14 protein-coding genes are annotated in these 17,517 nt (G+C 43.9%); 9 read left to right on the forward strand and 5 right to left on the reverse strand.

From position 1 onward, the window contains the following. Window positions 1-248: 248 nt before the first annotated feature. Window positions 249-1,631, reverse strand: coding sequence for a chromosomal replication initiator protein DnaA (dnaA, locus tag DP116_RS16500; RefSeq protein ID WP_169156213.1), 1,383 nt, complete (start codon window positions 1,629-1,631; stop codon window positions 249-251). A 405-nt stretch (window positions 1,632-2,036) separates the two neighbouring features. Between dnaA and DP116_RS16505 the strand changes: the two genes are divergently transcribed. From DP116_RS16505 to DP116_RS16535, 7 genes are all read left to right on the forward strand, one after another. Beyond that, the gene (locus DP116_RS16505) at window positions 2,037-3,200 is read left to right on the forward strand and encodes an HhoA/HhoB/HtrA family serine endopeptidase (protein WP_211173310.1); all 1,164 of its coding nucleotides are present in this window, start codon (window positions 2,037-2,039) and stop codon (window positions 3,198-3,200) included. Window positions 3,201-3,476: 276 nt separating this feature from the next. Next, window positions 3,477-4,010 carry a peptide deformylase gene (def, locus tag DP116_RS16510; RefSeq protein ID WP_169156214.1) on the forward strand — a complete coding sequence of 178 codons (534 nt, stop codon included), beginning with the start codon at window positions 3,477-3,479 and terminating at the stop codon, window positions 4,008-4,010. 94 nt (window positions 4,011-4,104) lie between these two features. Further along, window positions 4,105-5,265, forward strand: coding sequence for an HMA2 domain-containing protein (locus DP116_RS16515; RefSeq protein ID WP_169156215.1), 1,161 nt, complete (start codon window positions 4,105-4,107; stop codon window positions 5,263-5,265). Between the two features lie 19 nt (window positions 5,266-5,284). Next, window positions 5,285-6,679: an HMA2 domain-containing protein gene (locus tag DP116_RS16520; protein WP_169156216.1), complete on the forward strand. Its 1,395-nt coding sequence runs from the start codon at window positions 5,285-5,287 to the stop codon at window positions 6,677-6,679. A 141-nt stretch (window positions 6,680-6,820) separates the two neighbouring features. Next, window positions 6,821-9,091, forward strand: a complete 2,271-nt coding sequence (locus DP116_RS16525) for a heavy metal translocating P-type ATPase (RefSeq protein ID WP_169156217.1) — start codon at window positions 6,821-6,823, stop codon at window positions 9,089-9,091. Window positions 9,092-9,161: 70 nt separating this feature from the next. Further along, on the forward strand, window positions 9,162-9,470 hold the full coding sequence (locus DP116_RS16530) for a DUF5132 domain-containing protein (RefSeq protein ID WP_169156218.1): 309 nt from the start codon (window positions 9,162-9,164) through the stop codon (window positions 9,468-9,470). Window positions 9,471-9,675: 205 nt separating this feature from the next. Next, window positions 9,676-10,254: an HMA2 domain-containing protein gene (locus tag DP116_RS16535; RefSeq protein ID WP_169156219.1), complete on the forward strand. Its 579-nt coding sequence runs from the start codon at window positions 9,676-9,678 to the stop codon at window positions 10,252-10,254. Window positions 10,255-10,464: 210 nt separating this feature from the next. Here DP116_RS16535 and DP116_RS16540 read toward each other — a convergent pair whose 3' ends face one another. Both DP116_RS16540 and DP116_RS16545 read right to left on the reverse strand, forming a co-directional pair. Beyond that, the gene (locus DP116_RS16540) at window positions 10,465-13,119 is read right to left on the reverse strand and encodes a two-partner secretion domain-containing protein (protein WP_246275659.1); all 2,655 of its coding nucleotides are present in this window, start codon (window positions 13,117-13,119) and stop codon (window positions 10,465-10,467) included. 410 nt (window positions 13,120-13,529) lie between these two features. Continuing rightward, window positions 13,530-14,348 (reverse strand): SDR family NAD(P)-dependent oxidoreductase, encoded by an 819-nt coding sequence (locus tag DP116_RS16545; RefSeq protein ID WP_169156221.1) that lies wholly within the window; start codon window positions 14,346-14,348, stop codon window positions 13,530-13,532. 581 nt (window positions 14,349-14,929) lie between these two features. Between DP116_RS16545 and dhaK the strand changes: the two genes are divergently transcribed. Further along, window positions 14,930-16,003, forward strand: coding sequence for a dihydroxyacetone kinase subunit DhaK (dhaK, locus tag DP116_RS16550; protein WP_169156222.1), 1,074 nt, complete (start codon window positions 14,930-14,932; stop codon window positions 16,001-16,003). A 3-nt stretch (window positions 16,004-16,006) separates the two neighbouring features. Next, the gene (gene dhaL, locus DP116_RS16555) at window positions 16,007-16,657 is read left to right on the forward strand and encodes a dihydroxyacetone kinase subunit DhaL (RefSeq protein ID WP_169156223.1); all 651 of its coding nucleotides are present in this window, start codon (window positions 16,007-16,009) and stop codon (window positions 16,655-16,657) included. A gap of 61 nt (window positions 16,658-16,718) precedes the next feature. Here dhaL and DP116_RS16560 read toward each other — a convergent pair whose 3' ends face one another. After that, a complete protein-coding gene (locus tag DP116_RS16560; protein WP_246275660.1) occupies window positions 16,719-16,880 on the reverse strand; it encodes a hypothetical protein in 162 nt (53 codons plus the stop codon). 43 nt (window positions 16,881-16,923) lie between these two features. Then, window positions 16,924-17,262 (reverse strand): hypothetical protein, encoded by a 339-nt coding sequence (locus tag DP116_RS16565; RefSeq protein WP_169156224.1) that lies wholly within the window; start codon window positions 17,260-17,262, stop codon window positions 16,924-16,926. Window positions 17,263-17,517 lie beyond the last annotated feature (255 nt).

The following is a 17,517-nucleotide window of genomic DNA, read 5'->3' on the forward strand; positions in this document are numbered from 1 at the left end:
CCCCGGCTCCCCTGCACACCTTACGGTAATCTTCGGGCGGGAAAGGAGTAGTCATTGGTCATTAGTCATTGGTCATTGGTCATTAGTCATTGGTAATAGCTCGATTTCTTCGCGTTTTTTTACTTATTTTGTTTCTTTTTTAGGACTTACGCATTATCTGCCAGAAAACCGGTTGATTCGTTCGTATTTGGTTGTGAAACAGAGATTTTTGGTAGAAACTGGGTTTATTTGCGTAAGTCTTGTTTTTGTCAAGATGATTTGTGGGGACGACTAGCCATGTTAATGCGATCGCTCAATTGGCGCAGTGTTTTCACCAAGTTTTGATCTGTTTGTCGCAGTTGGGTAATCTTTTCACAGCTGTAGATCACCGTTGTATGGTCTTTTCCACCAAATTCTTCTCCAATTCTGGGGAAACTGAGACCCGTGTGCTGGCGCATGAGATACATTCCAATTTGACGTGCCCAGCTAATCTCTCGTCGCCGCGAATTCCCTTTAAGGTCTTCTATTGATATATCAAAAACCTCTGCTACCACTGATAAAATTGCTTTTGGTGTAACTTCTACTTTTTCAATTGGTGGTTCTAAAACGGGTGCAATATTTTCTACCGTCATGGGTAAACCCCAAATAGAAATATACGCCAATGCACGAATTAATGCTCCTTCCAACTCTCGGATATTAGAAGTATAGTGAAAAGCAATATACTCAACAACCTCCCTTGGAAGACGAATATTTTCGTACTCAGCTTTTTTTTGTAAAATTGCCATTCTCGTTTCTAAATCTGGCGGTTGGATATCAGCAATTAACCCCATAGAAAATCGCGAACACAGACGTTGTTGCAACCCAGGAATTTGGTTGGGAGGACGGTCAGAAGCTAAGACGACCTGTTTACCAGCTTCATGTAAAGTATTAAAAGTATGGAAAAATTCTTCTTGAGTATATTCTTTACCTTCAATAAACTGAATATCATCCACTAAAAGGACATCAGCAGCACGGTAATGCTCTCGAAAACTTTGCATACTGTCCTTACGAATCGCAGCAATGAGATCATTAGTAAATTGCTCAGTAGAAACGTAAAATATTCTTGAATCTGGACTAATTTCCCATCGATAGTGACCAATCGCCTGCATCAGGTGAGTTTTGCCTAAACCCACACCACCACACAAAAATAAAGGATTAAACTCTCTTCCAGGATATTCAGCAACTGCTAGTGCAGCAGCATGAGCCATACGATTGTTAGCACCAACTACAAATCGAGAGAAAACATACTTGAGGTTTAATTCTGTCGTTTTTAGTCGGTTTTGAGGGAGCGTTTCTGAAGGACTGGTTTGAGTCCGAAATCCCCAAGAAACTTCTTGTTCATTCACATGAGAAACTTCATCACCTTGAGTAACAGTGATATAAATATCTACGGGATAACCAAGAATATCTTGTACAACATTAGCGATCGTTTTTATGTAATATTTCTGTAACCAATTACGAGCAAACGGGTTGGGAGTAAAAATTACTAAGCAATTATTTTCCAATCGCTCAGCGCTCGCAGTTTTGATCCAAGTTTCAAAGGTGGGACGGGATAGCTCTAGTTGTAAGCGTTCCAGTACCTGACTCCACAGATTTTCTATGGGCATTTCCATAATTTACCACCAATGCTCGGCAATGGTCACAATAATAATGAAGATATGAGCAAGTACCAATGACTGGAAACAACACTCTAGACCGCAAAACTTGCCTTTGAGTTGTCATCATTCTTGGTCTCCCCCCGGTAGCCAAGATTTTATCATCCATAGATTCATACGGAGAAACAAAGACAAATGAAAACTACAGACTATGGCTTTGGGCCGAGAAAAGAACAAGCAAAGCAGGGGAGCAAGGGAGCAGAGGAGCAGGGGAGCAGGGGAGTAAATCAATTCAAAATCGCGCAGCGTTGCGAGCGAAGCGAAGCAATCTCAAAATTCAAAATTAGAAGTCACTCCCTCCCCGTTTCCGTGTCCCCAAAAGGGCGTTTGTCCCAAAGGTGGTCAATAAATGGTATTTTGGTGATGCTGCTTGGTAGTGGGGCAGTGATGTCTATTGGGGGTTGTTCTATCCCTGGTAGTACGCTTAATGCTACAAAAACAGATGCTCAGGCTCAAACGTCAGTCCAAAAGACAACAGATAACCCCTCTCCAAGTATTTTACCTGTTGTCTCTTCGTCCAATAATCCTAACTTCGTTGTTGGAGTTGTACAAAAGGTAGGACCTGCAGTTGTTCGCATTGATGCTGCAAGGACTGTCGTTGCTCAAGTTCCTGAGGAGTTTGATGATCCAGTTATTCGGCGGTTTTTTAGCTCACAGCCAAGAGAAAGAATCGAACAGGGTAGCGGCTCTGGATTCATTATTAACGCTGGCGGTCAAATCTTGACCAATTCCCATGTGGTTAACGGTGCTCAAAGCGTGACAGTAAAACTGAAAGATGGTCGCTCTTTTAAGGGACGCGTCATGGGTGAAGACCCAGTAACAGATGTTGCTGTGATTAAAATAGAGGCAAATAATCTGCCAACTGTTTCTATAGGTAACTCTGAGTTATTACAACCAGGAGAAGCGGTGATTGCGATCGGTAATCCTCTTGGTTTAGACTATACAGTGACATCTGGCATTATCAGCGCCACAGGTCGTTCTAGTAGTGACATTGGTGTTACTGATAAACGTGTTGATTACATTCAAACTGATGCTGCTATTAACCCTGGTAACTCTGGTGGACCTCTGTTAAATGCTCGCGGGGACGTGATTGCAATGAATACAGCTATCATTCGCGGCGCTCAAGGGTTAGGATTTGCCATTCCTATTAACACGGCGCAGGGGATTGCTCAGCAATTAATCGCAAAAGGTAAGGTTGATCATCCTTATTTAGGTATTAAAATGGCGACTTTGACTCCAGATGTTAAAGAACAAGTGAATTCCACATTAGGTATTAATTTGGCAACAGATAAGGGAATTTTACTACTTGATGTTGTGCCCCGTTCTCCAGCCGCTGCTGCTGGACTAAAAACAGGAGATGTGATTCAACGCATTAGTAACCAGCCAGTTACTAAAATAGAAGAAGTGCAAAAGATAGTCGAAAAAAGTCAAATTGGATCTCCTTTAGAATTGCAAGTGCTACGTAATGGACAAACAACACAAATAGCTGTAAGACCAGAACCTTTACCAGTACGACGTGGAAGCTAGTAGTGCTTGTGCGGAATTCGCTCATTCGCAATCCGGAGAAATATGCCCTACGGGGACGCACTTTACAAAAAACTCATCTTATAAGCTTTTCACTGAATGTGTAGACGCGGAGCGGCTTCCCGCAGGGTATGGTATGTTTATTTATGCGCCCGCCGTACTAGAGCAAAAATGATGAAGTATGAATTATGAATTCAAAAATTTTTCGGATTCATATTTTAGATTTCATAAATTTTCTCGATTAATTTTTTTGACGAAAAGTTATTACTAAGAGTTATTATGGGTGAACTGCTATCAATTCTTCAATTAGGCGATCCGGTACTGCGTCAAAAAGCTTCCTTCGTTGAAAATATCAACGATGAGCATATTCAAAAACTCATTGATCATTTAGTCGCAACAGTTGCTAAAGCTAACGGTGTCGGTATTGCTGCGCCTCAAGTTGCCCAATCCTGTCGCTTATTTATTGTTGCCTCCCGTCCTAATCCCAGATATCCCAACGCTCCGGAAATGGAACCTACTGCTATGATTAATCCCAAAATCATAGCCCATTCCACGGAGATAGTCAAAGGATGGGAAGGTTGTTTGTGTGTTCCCGGAATTAGGGGATTCGTTCCCAGATATCAAGAAATTGAGGTAGAATACATAGACCGAAATGGCAAAGCGCAAAAGCAAAAATTGACCGATTTTGTCGCTCGTATCTTTCAACACGAGTATGACCACCTTGATGGTGTCGTCTTTTTAGACAGACTCGAAAGTACTTTGGATATAATCACAGAACAGGAATATCAGAAACAAGTGATTAACAATACTTAACTATAAATAATTCTAAAGAATGAGAATTCACCGAGAATATTAAGGTACACTTAACCTATTGTTAACCATCTGGCTTGACGCAGTTATCGGGTAAATGACCAAAACTCTCAGTAGTCGCGAGAGAGTAAGTCCTCAGGAAAAAGAGCCTGTGGATTTATTTTCGTCTCAACAATCAAGCGATGAATCAAGTGAAACTACCAAGACATCTGTTGCACAGTCACCGATGCAGCCACCTATAGTTGAATTGCAAGTTGTTCATGCAACAACAGGACGCGTCCGAATCCGTGCTACTGACGGTAGTCATAACTCGATATTTGAAACCATCTCTCAACAGTTACGAAAGCAAGACGGGGTGAGGGAAGTATCTGTTAATGAGCAAACAGGCAGTTTAGTCATTAACTTTGATGAGAAAAAACTGCCCTTGCCCCAAATGTTGGAACGACTCCAGCAATTTAACATACACCAGTTGCAAGCTTCGCCTGAGGCAAAGAGTAAAAAAGACCCCTTTGCTGCATGGAAATCTCCTGATTTTTGGAAAGAGCAGGGCATTTCGTTTATTCCCTTATTTACAGGGTTAGCAGTCACTGGAGGACTCGGAATTAGCGGTTTAGCATCGATTCCAGTTTACTATGTGACGGCAAATGCGACTCGTAGGGTGATTGACGAACTCCAATCAGAATCAAAAACAAGTGCACTCCCTTCTTCCCAAAAAGCAAAGGACAATAACAAATCTTCTACAAAACGCAATACAACTGACCACCCTTCCTTATCAAAATCAAAAGTGGAGCACAAATCTATTGAAGCAGCAGCACAGCCTGCAAAAATTGCCTACAGCGTAGTTCATGCCATTCCAGGACGTATCCGGTTGAATGTGCCTCGGGTTGCACGCGATCGCGCCTATGCGCGAAGACTCGAAAGGTTACTGAAAACAGAACCCCAAGTGACAAACGTACGCGTCAATTGCGATGCTGCATCTGTTGCTATTACCTATGGTTCAGCTGAGATTCCAGTATCTCATTGGGTTGGTTTGATGCAATTGGCAGACGAAACAATCCCGCAAACAAACCTCATAAAGATAAAAGAGCAACCGCTGACACAGCCAGTTCATCAGCAAAGCGAATCAACAACATCAACAGCGCTAAAAGAGCAAGCCGTAGTAGAAACAGATGGTCTTTGGTCTGATTTTAAGTCTCCAGCTCTTTTTACGGCTCTATCCTTCATGGCGAACTTTCCCTTAGACCCGGTTCCATACTAAGGAATACTGGAGGACAAAAATGGCTGGTTTAACAACGGCTGGTTTAACAACGGCTGGTTTAACAACACAATTGGCACCCCACTCAGATAAAAAATCTCAGATCCTAGAGGAACAGACTAGTCATTCAATAGCAAAGCCACAGTCTGCGATTGCGCAAAGCGCCCGCCCCGAAGGAGCGATCGCTTACAGCGTTGTCTATGCGCTTCCTGGCAGAGTAGGCTTTTGTGTTCCTCAGATATCCCTAGATCCCACATATACACAGCGCTTGCTGACTTTGCTTGCTTGTGATCCTCGGGTTCTAAGTCAACAAGTCAACGAGATTGCAGGGTCTATTGTCATAGACTACAAATCTGGGATCATGTCAGATGGTGAAATGCGTCTGTATTTAGCTCGTCTGATTCAATCTGCTAGCAGCGAAGTGACAACAAAAGCACCTGAAAAGGCAGCGCAATTGTCACTCCAGTGTGATGAAAAATCTCAGATCGTAGAACAACAGACTAGTCATCCAACTGCAAAGCCACACTCTCCAGTCGTTTACAGCATTGTCTATGCAACTTCTGGTAGCGTAGGGTTTTGTGTTCCTCAGATATCCCTAGATCCCGCATATGTACAGCGCTTGCTGACTTTGCTTGCTTGTGATCCTCGGGTTATAAGTCAGCAAGTTAACGAGGACGCAGGGTCTATTGTCATAAATTACCAACCTGGGATCGTTCCAGATGTGCAGATGCGTCTGTGTTTGGCTAATACCATTGAGTTTGCAGGCGCATCAGAAGAGATAACGCCAGTAACTGAAAAACCAGTCAGTTTATCCTCCGTTTCTCAAATAGCTGCTTGTCCAAGTGTTCCGCAAGAAAAGGAGAACGATTATGAACCTGTGGGGGCAAAGGTCTTATCTGATCCCGGACTTGTCAGGGAAGAAAAAGAGAATGGTTCTGAAACTGTAAAGGCTAACGTCTTGTCTGATCCCGAAGTTGTCAGGATGGAAACATCTTTGGACTCTAAATTAGAGACAGCGAAAGTATCCCCAAGCTGCGAATTAAAAGGAGCAGACAAGATACCTACCTCATCAAACAAGTGCAATCATACTCCTGATAAGACTGATCACAAAACAAAGAAACCAGCAAAAGTGGCATATAGCATTGCTCATGCGATTCCAGGACGAGTACGTTTTCGTATACCTCGAATCGCTAAGGATTCAAAATACGTCCAACGCTTGGAAGCGTTGCTGAAAGCAGATGCTTTAGTTACAGGTAAGCGCGTTAATAGCGCCGCAGCCTCAATTGTCATCACCTACAAGTCTGGAACAATACCCAATTCCAAAAAGCGTTCTTTAAGCCTTTTGGAACAGGTCATATCATATTTATCCAGTCTAATTCAATCTGCTGCTAGCGATGCTGTAGTTTCCATCAGTTAACCAGAAGACAGGTAAGTCCAGTTCAACAAGCGCCACGCTTGAAGGCAGTTGTCTTTGAGCTGCCTTGTGCATCCTGTCTCAATCTCGCGCAGCAGGCTGTTGAAAATCCAATTTGAACCAATTTTGTATGAGAGAGAAGAAATGGCAAAACTCAGTGTGCATCTACCACCTTCCGGAAGCCATGCATCCCAAGTAGCTGTTGCAGCAAAAAATGGGATTTCTAGAGTTGAGAGTAATGGACACTCAAATGGACACCCACAGGTTAAGTCTTGCGAAGTTCCATATAGTATTGTGCATACGCTCCCGGAAAGAGTGAGGTTGCGAGTACCTCGTTTGCTTTATGATGCAGACTATGCACAGCGCCTGCAAGTGTTGTTAGAAGCTGACGCCCTTGTGACAAGTGTGCGTATAAAACGTGCAGCAGCGTCACTAACAGTGACTTATAAATCCAGCAAAGTTGCAGATACTAAGATACGTTCGCATCTGGGTTATTTAATTCAAGCAGCTAGTGAGGTCGTCGTTCTCAAACCCTCCAAGCCAAAAGCTGCATCAGATGCGAATGAAGAACAATCTTGGCCTGGAATGCAACTTTCAGCTTTAGCTACAGCTTTAGCTGTGTTGGGTGGACCGCTAGGATGGTCTATTCCGCCTGTGATGGTTGCAGGAACTATAGCCCTTGCCACATTACCTGTTATCAAACGAGCTTGGGAGGGGATCAGGGACGAGCGAAAACTGAATATTGACTTTCTGGATTTTATGGCAATTGCTATTACTACAGTCCAGCGTCAGTTTCTCACGCCTGCGCTCATGCTGAGTTTGATTGAAATTGGCGAAAATATACGCGATCGCACAGCTCGTTCTTCTGCTCAACAAACTCTGGATCTATTAAGTTCCCTCGGACAATTCGTCTGGGTTGAACGCGATGGTGAAAAGGTGCAAATTCCTATTCAAGACGTGCAGCGAGGCGATACAGTCATTGTTTACCCCGGCGAACAAGTCCCTGTTGATGGTACTATCCTACGAGGTAAAGCTCTTCTCGATGAGCAGAAACTTACTGGTGAGTCTATGCCAGTTTTGAAGAGAAAGGGACAAACCGTTTATGCCTCAACTCTCATGCGCGAGGGACGAATTTATATTTCGGCAGAACGCGTAGGTAATGATACTTGTGCCGGACAGAGCATTCGGTTAATGCAAGAAGCTCCCGTCCATGATACCCGCATGGAAAACCATGTCTTGAAAATTGCTCAAAAAGCAGTCGTGCCAACATTGCTACTTGGTGGAGCCGTGTTTGCCGTAACTCGTAACCCAGCAAGAGCAGCCAGCGTCTTAACTCTAGACTTTGCTACTGGTATTCGTGTATCAGTGCCGACAACGGTTTTGGCAGCACTTACTTATGCAGCACGGCGTGGTGTTCTGATTCGTAGCGGACGAGCACTAGAAAAACTCGCAGAAGTTGACACAGTTGTGTTTGATAAAACAGGCACACTAACTAAGGGTGAAGTGGCAGTTGTTGGTGTCGCAAGTCTCAATGAAGCAACATCAATCACACGAGTGCTAGAACTTGCTGCAGCTGCTGAGCAGCGTCTGAGTCACCCAGTAGCAGAGGCGATTGTACGCTATGCTCAAGAACAAGGAGTAGAAGCCCCTTCCCGTAGCAAATGGGACTATCAACTTGGTTTGGGTGTTCGCGCAGAGATTGACGGGGAAACTGTTTACGTGGGTAGTGAGCGCTATCTGCGTCAAGAAGGCGTTGAGATGAATCTCAATGGGTACCAAAAGCAGACAACTTCAGCAATTTATGTTGCTAGCAATGGTCAACTTCAAGGTATAATAGAGTATAGTGACATACCCCGCCCAGAAAGCCGAGAAGTTATCACAGCGCTGTTAACAGTCGAAGGTGTGGAAGTCCACATGCTGACTGGGGATAATAAACGAACTGCTAGCGCTGTAGCTTCTCAATTGGGAATTCCTCCAACGCACACCCACGCAGAAGCTTTTCCTGAGCAGAAAGCAACTGTTGTCCGTGAACTGCACGAACAAGGTAAGACAGTTGCGTTTGTGGGCGATGGAATCAATGATTCGCCAGCTTTAGCCTATGCTGATGTTTCCGTTTCCTTCGCCAACGGTTCTGACATCGCTCGCGAAACAGCAGACGTAGTACTAATGCAGAATGACTTGCATGGTTTGTTGGAGGCGATTGAAATTGCCCGCAATGCTAGGCAATTGATTCACCAAAACACAGGTCTGATTGCTGTTCCTAACATAGCAGCATTAGTAACGGCAGTTTTGTTTGGTCTTAACCCCCTAGCAGCGACGATGGTTAACAATGGCTCAACAGTCGTTGCGGGAGTTAACGGTTTGCGCCCAATTTTCAAAAGCCGCAAACAAAAAACTCTACCATCAGCAAGATGAGATAGCTGTCCTAACGACAGTACACTGAACAACTTTGTAAAATTTTTCAGATCACAGGAGCAAAATAATCATGGCACCTAAAATCACTGATTTTGTTGAAGACGCTGGCGCACCTGGAATTATAGCCAGTATTGGAGCAGTTCTGCTAGCACCTGTCGTCATTCCAGTTGTCGCAGGTATTGGTAAACCCATTGCCAAATCACTCATCAAGGGTGGACTTGTTCTTTTTGAAAAAAGCAAGGGAGCCGTTGCAGAACTTGGCGAAAATTGGGAGGACATGGTAGCTGAAGCAAGAGCAGAACTTGCTGAAGGAAGACAGCTACCAGCAGTAGATGTTGCTGGTTCTCCTGTTGACAATACGCTCGATAATGGTGCATAGTTTTCGGTTCATTTCGTGTTCCTTGGCTGAGCCAGGGAACACCCAAGGAAATTCGTAGTTCTTAACAGTTATCAGTTATCAGTTATCAGTTACCAGTTATCAGGTATGAAACGGACTCGTCCACCTCTTGTTTACTGTTCCCTGTTCCCTGTTCCCTGTTCCCTGTTCTACGAATTACGAATTCCTAAATTAGGAGGGTAATTACGTGTCAAAAAATGGTTATATTAATCTCACCGATATGCCAAAAGTTATTGCTGAAAAACCTATAAAAAAAGCTTTTCAACCAATATCTACGCGGATTGTCAGCTCTACCCCAGGAAGGCTGCGTTTGAGAATTGCACAACCTCACCGTCAATCTGGAGAAATGCAACGGATTGCTAATGCGCTGCAAGCAAATCCAAATATTAATCAGGTGCGGACTAACATCCAAAATGGCAGTATCATCATAAATCACGATGGTGAGCATGGAAGTCTTGACAATGTTTACGCGACATTGCGCGATTTAGGTATTATTTTTGGTGATGTTGCATTAGGAAAATCTGACGCAGCAGCAGAAGTATCAAATGCAGTTGTTGACTTAAATAAGCGAGTTAGACAAGCGACAAATAATGCCGTTGATTTGCGCTTTCTTTTTCCTTTAGGATTAGGTATGTTTTCTATTCGGCAGTTAGTGACTAGGGGGTTGCAATTAGAAATTATTCCTTGGTATGTGTTGGCTTGGTACGCTTTTGATAGTTTTATAAAACTGCACGCTATAAGTCAAGTACAGTCAAGTAAGGAGTGATATGATGTCCGGCTAATTGCTTATAAATCACGGATGACCCCACCCCGGTTCCCTCGTTCCTATGCTCTGCATGGGAATGCCTCAAAGGAGGCTGCGCCTCCCAATGATTATTATATTGAGGCGGAGCCTCAAGTTATGCATTCCTTGGCTCTGCCAAGGAACGAGGAAAGTGAGTAGAGTCGTCACCCTACGTTGGATTCGCGTTCATTACTATCTGACTGCAGCACAACTACTAGCTGGTGCTGGCTGCGATCGCTGTGGACCTGTTTTGGTGGGGTCATAACCTACCAGCAACACCTCACCTTTTTCGTTATATATCCATCCTCGGGCTGGTATTATCTCTTTGACAGGTGGCTTTTGAGATGGCTGCTTTTGTGTTGCACTTGTTGAACTTACCGTACTGGCAACAGGCTTAACTAAATCAACCCGCACATTGTCACTACTGAGGATTTTCTTTGGATCAGTTGGAATTCCCCCACGTCCTACGATGGTGAAACTGCTACCAAAACCTTTGATACAGGGATTTTGGGCAATCTGCTGTGCGGGGTCGATGACAGTTTCTGTCAATTCAAATAATCCACGGGTGGGGTCAACATCTGGAGTGATAATATTAACAGTACCACTCAAGTTTGGATTGTTTTGAGAAATAGCTGTGATGTCATTCGTAGGTAAGTTTCTTGGGTCTAGTTGAGCGGGATCTGTGGTATTCAAACGTTGTTCAAGTTCTTGTCGGCTTAGAGGAGTTATGCCAAAAAGACCTTGAGTGTTAATTGTCACTTTACCACCGCTACCGTTGAATGCATTGGCAGTGATGTCACTATTTTCACCAGGGAAAGCGACGATTAATGGAGAGTTAATCGTGATGTTACCGCCATCTCCGCCAGCACCTGCTAGACCTGCACTGGTGGAGATATTACTGTTACGGCGTAAGAGTAAGAAGTCTTGGACTCCTAGAATGATGTTTCCACCGTTACCTGATGTGCTGGTAGCTGTAAGACTTCCTTGATTATCTAGGCTGATAGAGCGTGCGTTGATTTCTAGTTGACCTGCGGGCTTTGTGTTTTCACTACTCACGGTGACTGTACCGCTATCCCTGACAATTAACTTGCCAGTATCGATTCTCAAGCTTCCCCCACTACCTGTACTTGTTGAGGTCGCCCCAGCACTGATTGTACTTGTTCTCAACCTACCGTTTAGTGATGTTCCAAAAACTTCTACAGATTCCTTCGCACGAATTTGCAATGTCCCTGCATCGCCTTCACCTTGAGTAAAAGTTGTTACTATCCCTCCATCTCTAATCCGCAAGCGATCGGTTTCAATCGTTAAATTGCCTGCGTTACCTTTGGGCTGGTCTACAGTTTGAGGAGCTATTTGAACACCAGCAAATATGCCCGTACTGTAGAAGTTATATTTAGGTGTCTCAAACACGTCCACGTCATCGGCTTTGATGAATAAATTGCCAGCATCGCCTTGACCGAAGGTAGCAACTTGCACTTTGCTGCCATCACTGACACTTAAACGTCCTGTTTTAATGGTCAGGTTACCGCCGCGACCCTCACCTTTTAAGTCTACCTGAGCAAGTAAGCCGCCAGGAAACCCCTTTTCGTTGCCAGGAATCTCTCCGCTCAGTTCTACGGAATCGGTAGCGAGAACTGTGAGATTTCCCGCATCTCCTTTGCCAAAAGTTGAAGCTCCTACTTGGGCGTTTCTGACAACCAACTTTTTCGTATCGATGGTTAAATCTCCGCCCTTACCTATGCCTCCTGATTCTAGGTTAGCCTGCAGAGAAGTTGTAGTCTGGTTAAGTTTTTCCGTGCCTAAAACTTCTACTAATTCATCAGCTTTAATCGTCAGATTTCCTGCATTTCCTTGACCGAAAATCAAAGTGCCGATTCGTGCGCCATCACTGACTCTTAATTTTTGAGTTTCAATGGTTAAGTTTCCTGAGTTACCTACTGCCTCAGAGTCTACGTAATTGAAAACAAAGCTATTTGCAACTGTTGTTGTCCCGCTAGCTTTCAGTGTGATATCTCCCACCTGACTACCAACTGACCCCAAACCTTGGTTTATTCCCGCATACAAGGCACTTCCTCCCGAAATATCTAAATTCCGGGCGTTGACTGCAATACTACCACCTCCACCAGCACTTACATCAACAATCGCACCATTAGTAAGCGATACATCACCGAGTTGTACTCCCACAGGAAAATTCAAGCTCCCATCAGTATTTAGTCCCACCGTTCCCGGTGTAGATAATCCTCCTAGCTCAACTCGTCCCCCTGGTGCAAGCAGATCAGGACCATCTAAGCTGAGGTTACCGCCTACCAATGTAATGGTCTTTCCTTCAGGTACCTCAAGAGTAGGATATTGAGTCGGCGTGGATTTTGTGGTGATATTTTGCGGATTATCCCGAAATCCCAAGCCAATCGGAACATTTATAGTTAACAACGGTGGTGCTTGAGGGTCAGTTGCACTAAACTCAAACCCATTGTCAAACACAAAACTATTCGCCGTACTCCCCAAAAATGAACCACCAATTTGCAAACGCGCATTTGGTCCAAAAATAATCCCGGCTGGATTGAGTAAAAATAAGTTAGCTGCGCCATTGGCTTTAATCAAGCCATCAATCGTTGAGATAGAACCACCCGTGACTCGACTGATAATGTTTTGTATATTGGCTGCATTGTTAAAGCTAGCCGAACCACCTGTGGGAATAGAAAATTCTTTGAAGCTGTGAAAAAGGTTTCCTCCTCTTGTTGTCCCATCATTGATGTTGAAATTTTTGCCATCAGGAGTGATAACTGTGGTGGATACAGTTCCATCAGAAGTCACTTGTTGGGCTGTGACTGTATTTATAGAAGTCAAAATAGAAGTTAAACTCCCTATGATGCATAGGGGTAAGGTGAATAGAAAGAGCGAATGCGCTTTACGGATGCTAGGCGATGCTGAAAACGAGACGCTACCCGAACGCCAATCATGTTTCATAAATTTAAAATTTCAAATGGCTGTTTCTCTTCTCAAAAAAGATTCTAAGTGAAAGGCTGTTTCTTAAGAAATCAAAGTTAATTAATTTACATAATTAGCAGGCGTGAGGATGATTGCAGGTTGGGCATCGAATGACTCAAAACTCCCTCGAAACCTCACCCTGCCCTATCGGGCATCCCTCTCCTTATCAAGGAGAGGGAAAGATTTTGGCGTAGCTAAAAGCGAGGGGAGGTTTTGGCAAGAGCCAAAGCCGGGGTGGGGTTCCGACGTGAAAAGCGCTATAAAAAACCTCAACGTGAGGTTGCTCTAGCGTCTCTGAATCTTTGATAACGCGGTTGTCTCTCTTGGGGAGCCGCCATCAGTAAAACTTTTTCCAACAGCCAAGGAGCAATGCGGTTGCACCACACGGCTACATGACTTTGCCATCCTACTAAGATTTCTGGTGAATCTCTTTGTAGTCCGGTTATAAGTGCCTGAGCCACTTTCTGGGGAGTTATGGGTACCACCCACCGAAACCACTCTAACTCTCGCACCATATCAGTGTCGGTTAGGGATGGTAACAAGGCTACAACTCGGATGTTGTGTTTGCTTAGCTCACCGCGTAGGGCTTGAGTGAACCCCACAATTGCAAACTTAGTGGCTGAATAGGTTGCCATAGTTGGTGCAGCTACTTTGCCCATCAAACTAGAAACGTTAACGATTGTTCCTGAGCCTTGTGCTACCATGCGTCGGGCAACTAGACGAGTCATGGTATACATTCCGATTAAATTGACGTTTATCTCTACCTGCACATTTGGCAGTCGAGACTTTAAGAATGGTGCTTGATGTGCAACTCCAGCACAGTTGACAAGTAGATCAATTGGTCCATGATCTCGCCAAGCTTGGGCGATCGCAATATTCACTTCCACCACTTCAGACAAATCCAAAGGCAGGATAACAGCTTCCACACCAAGCATCTTTATCTCAGAGGCTACTTCAGCTAAACAAGCACTGTCTCGTGCTACCAACAACAAGCGTTTTATTCCTTGCCTTGCTAATTCAAAGGCGATCGCCCGCCCAATACCACGTGAAGCCCCAGTAACAAGAGCCGTCTTTCCTTGAATATTCATCACAAAAACCTCCGCGCGTTAAATCAGTCAACAGTGAACAGTTATCAAGATTTCAAACGACAACAAGTACTGATAACTGGTAACTGATAACTGGTTGAACTAAACCGTTGCAGTAAGAAAGCTTGTCTTACCGCATTCTTTGAGAAAAACTTTGGGTATGTCTTTAGTCAGATTTCAGTAAAGTTTGAGTTGGACTGGCAATACGTAAAGTCAAGCAAATTAAGCAACCTCTGAAGTCGTCCTTAGTGTAGCCAAACAAGCAACAAAGATATTTCTTAGCTCGGAAAGCGGGAAAATTGGTGTAAAGCAGTCAGAGAAATATCTTTTGGACAATACTAGAATCAGTGAATCAGTGAAAAGCCAAGATTGACGTGTAGCATGGATGGCACCTCTTTTAGATACAAGTGTCTACCAGAACCAACTTTATATGCATACGCTAGCAGGGGGATCAACTACCTGCAACATTTATTAACAAGAATGCTTAAGTTTTACTTAACTTTACAAAGCTCTCAGAAACCACGAAAGAGCAAGAGTGCTTTATCCTTGGTTTTAGTAACTTCTGAATGAGGAACCACAAGACTATGAAAAAGCTTATTAATAAACCGGAAGACTTTGTACGCGAAAGTTTACAGGGTATGGCTGCGGCTCACCCGGATTTGATTCAAGTAAATTATGAGCCTGCTTTTGTCTATCGAGCCGATGCACCTATACAAGGTAAAGTAGCAATTATTTCTGGTGGTGGGAGTGGTCACGAACCAATGCACGCTGGATTTGTGGGGATGGGAATGTTGGATGCTGCTTGTCCGGGAGAGGTTTTCACTTCTCCTACCCCAGACCAAATGTTGTCAGCGGCAAAGAGAGTAGATGGTGGTGCTGGTATTCTTTATATCGTTAAGAACTACAGCGGCGATATCATGAACTTTGAGATGGCAACGGAGTTAGCTCGTAGTGAGGGTATCCGGGTATTAAGTATTTTAATAGATGATGATGTGGCAGTGAAGGACAGCCTATATACTCAGGGACGCCGTGGTGTGGGCACAACAGTGCTAGCAGAAAAAATTTGTGGTGCAGCGGCACAGCAGGGGTATGATTTGCGTTTCATTTCACATTTGTGTCGTTATGTCAATTTAAATGGTCGGAGTATGGGGATGGCGCTGACTTCCTGCACGGTACCTGCGCGCATGACGCCTACTTTTGAATTAGGCGATCGCGAAATCGAAATGGGTATCGGTATCCACGGTGAACCAGGACGCAAACGCATGAACCTGAAATCAGCCGATGAGATAACTGAAATGCTGGCGCTATCAATTATCGAGGATGCACCTTACACCCGGACAGTGCGCGAGTGGGATGAAGAAAAAGACGAGTGGGTGGATGTGGAATTGATTGATCCGGTTTTTCAGCAAGGTGATAAAGTATTAGCTTTTGTTAACAGTATGGGGGGTACTCCCATTTCCGAACTTTATATCATCTACCGCAAACTAGCTGAAATCTGCGAAAAGAAGGGACTGCAAATTGTGCGAAACTTGATTGGTCCTTACATCACTTCTTTGGATATGCAAGGTTGTTCGATTACACTGTTGAAGTTGGATGATGAGCTTACCCGGTTATGGGATGCACCTGTAAAGACACCAAGTCTGCGGTGGGGAGTGTGATGTATGGTGACAAAAGAGCAGATTTTACGATGGTTGCAAACATTTGCAACGCAGATAGAGCAAAATAAAGATTATTTGACAGAATTAGATGCGGCGATAGGTGATGCTGATCATGGGATCAATATGGAGCGTGGTTTCAAAAAGGCGATCGCTCAGTTACCGACTGTTGCAGATAAAGATATTGGTAGTATTTTGAAAACGGTGAGCATGACTCTCATTTCCTCAATCGGCGGTGCAAGTGGTCCTCTTTATGGGACTTTCTTTCTACGAGCAAGTACAGCTGTGGCTGGAAAGGAAGAACTCACTGTTGAGGATATGCTTGGAATGTTCAAAGCAGGATTAGATGGTGTGCTTGGACGTGGTAAAGCACAACTTGGCGACAAAACGATGATAGATGTCCTCTCTCCCGCAGTGAGTGCTTTTCAACAAGCTGTGACTGAGGGGAAGGGTACATTGGAAGCAATGCAACGCGCTGTAGCAGCAGCAGAACAGGGGGTGAAAGATACGACACCGATGATTGCCAAAAAGGGACGGGCTAGTTATTTGGGAGAACGTAGTATAGGACATCAAGATCCAGGGGCGACTTCTTGTTATTGGATGCTGAAGAGTTTGTTAGAAACACTTGCAAGTTCTAATGATGAGGCGGTAGGCTAGTTCAACGCTTGTAATGATGAAATTCATGTTCTAAATGCTGCCGAAGGTGACACCCTGTTGTTTAAGCCACTTGCGGTAAGCTACAGAGTAGCGTAGACGCTGCATCGGCTTGTCGCAAGACATCGCTTGGCAAATGGACTTCTGCTTGCAAGTCCAAAGGCAGGCGTTTTGGTCGCTGCGATTCTACAACGGCAATGTCTTGACTGATAATCTCGTCTTGCATAGCTAGAAATGCTTGATCTCAAAGAGCAAGGCATTATTGTTGGTTAAGGAGTTATGGGTTCCGTCCCCGTGTCTATAATTTCCTCTTGCGGTCGTAACCTATCTACAGACCTTCCGTTTGGATCTTCTCTCTCTCTTTTCCTTTGCTCGTATTGAAGAGGTCTCTTTCTATTCCTTTGCATCTTTTGAATAGCAAGATCACAGGCTTGAAACTCTTCACGAGTTAACTCCCTTGTCAATCCATATATTTTATTACACTGCTCAGTTCCGTAATTATACTGTTTATCATCATGGTCTGCTTTTGCTCCTTGCACACCCATAATCATAGATAAAGCTGTTCCGGCTAATAGAACAATGCAACCTTTTTTCACTAATTTAGACATATACAAATCCTCTGAAAATACACCGCAATATAGAGTTTGAAATTTTAATTAAATAGCCACACTGTATATATTTAGGTGCAAGTCACTGTAACTTATGCAATTATTCAGTCCATCTACAATAAAACGTTGAAAAATACTTTTATATCGCCCTAAAGACGTTTAAATGCTTAAGAACCAGTATAATCTACCACAAAACCTCTAACCCGCCTTGTAGCGCCTTCTAAACATCGCTAATAGAATTACACTGTGTTGCGT

The sequence above is a fragment of the Brasilonema bromeliae SPC951 genome (assembly GCF_012912135.1).
GTDB classification, from domain to species: domain Bacteria; phylum Cyanobacteriota; class Cyanobacteriia; order Cyanobacteriales; family Nostocaceae; genus Brasilonema; species Brasilonema bromeliae.

Bases quoted from the DNA above. Each gene is read 5' to 3' on its own strand.
- DP116_RS16505 (WP_211173310.1), top strand. From the start codon at position 2,037: ATGCTGCTTGGTAGTGGGGCAGTGATGTCTATTGGGGGTTGTTCTATC.
- dhaL (WP_169156223.1), top strand. From the start codon at position 16,007: ATGGTGACAAAAGAGCAGATTTTACGATGGTTGCAAACATTTGCAACG.
- DP116_RS16545 (WP_169156221.1), bottom strand. From the start codon at position 14,348: ATGAATATTCAAGGAAAGACGGCTCTTGTTACTGGGGCTTCACGTGGT.
- DP116_RS16515 (WP_169156215.1), top strand. From the start codon at position 4,105: ATGACCAAAACTCTCAGTAGTCGCGAGAGAGTAAGTCCTCAGGAAAAA.
- DP116_RS16520 (WP_169156216.1), top strand. From the start codon at position 5,285: ATGGCTGGTTTAACAACGGCTGGTTTAACAACGGCTGGTTTAACAACA.
- DP116_RS16525 (WP_169156217.1), top strand. From the start codon at position 6,821: ATGGCAAAACTCAGTGTGCATCTACCACCTTCCGGAAGCCATGCATCC.
- dhaK (WP_169156222.1), top strand. From the start codon at position 14,930: ATGAAAAAGCTTATTAATAAACCGGAAGACTTTGTACGCGAAAGTTTA.
- def (WP_169156214.1), top strand. From the start codon at position 3,477: ATGGGTGAACTGCTATCAATTCTTCAATTAGGCGATCCGGTACTGCGT.
- DP116_RS16530 (WP_169156218.1), top strand. From the start codon at position 9,162: ATGGCACCTAAAATCACTGATTTTGTTGAAGACGCTGGCGCACCTGGA.
- dnaA (WP_169156213.1), bottom strand. From the start codon at position 1,631: ATGGAAATGCCCATAGAAAATCTGTGGAGTCAGGTACTGGAACGCTTA.
- DP116_RS16565 (WP_169156224.1), bottom strand. From the start codon at position 17,262: ATGTCTAAATTAGTGAAAAAAGGTTGCATTGTTCTATTAGCCGGAACA.
- DP116_RS16560 (WP_246275660.1), bottom strand. From the start codon at position 16,880: ATGCAAGACGAGATTATCAGTCAAGACATTGCCGTTGTAGAATCGCAG.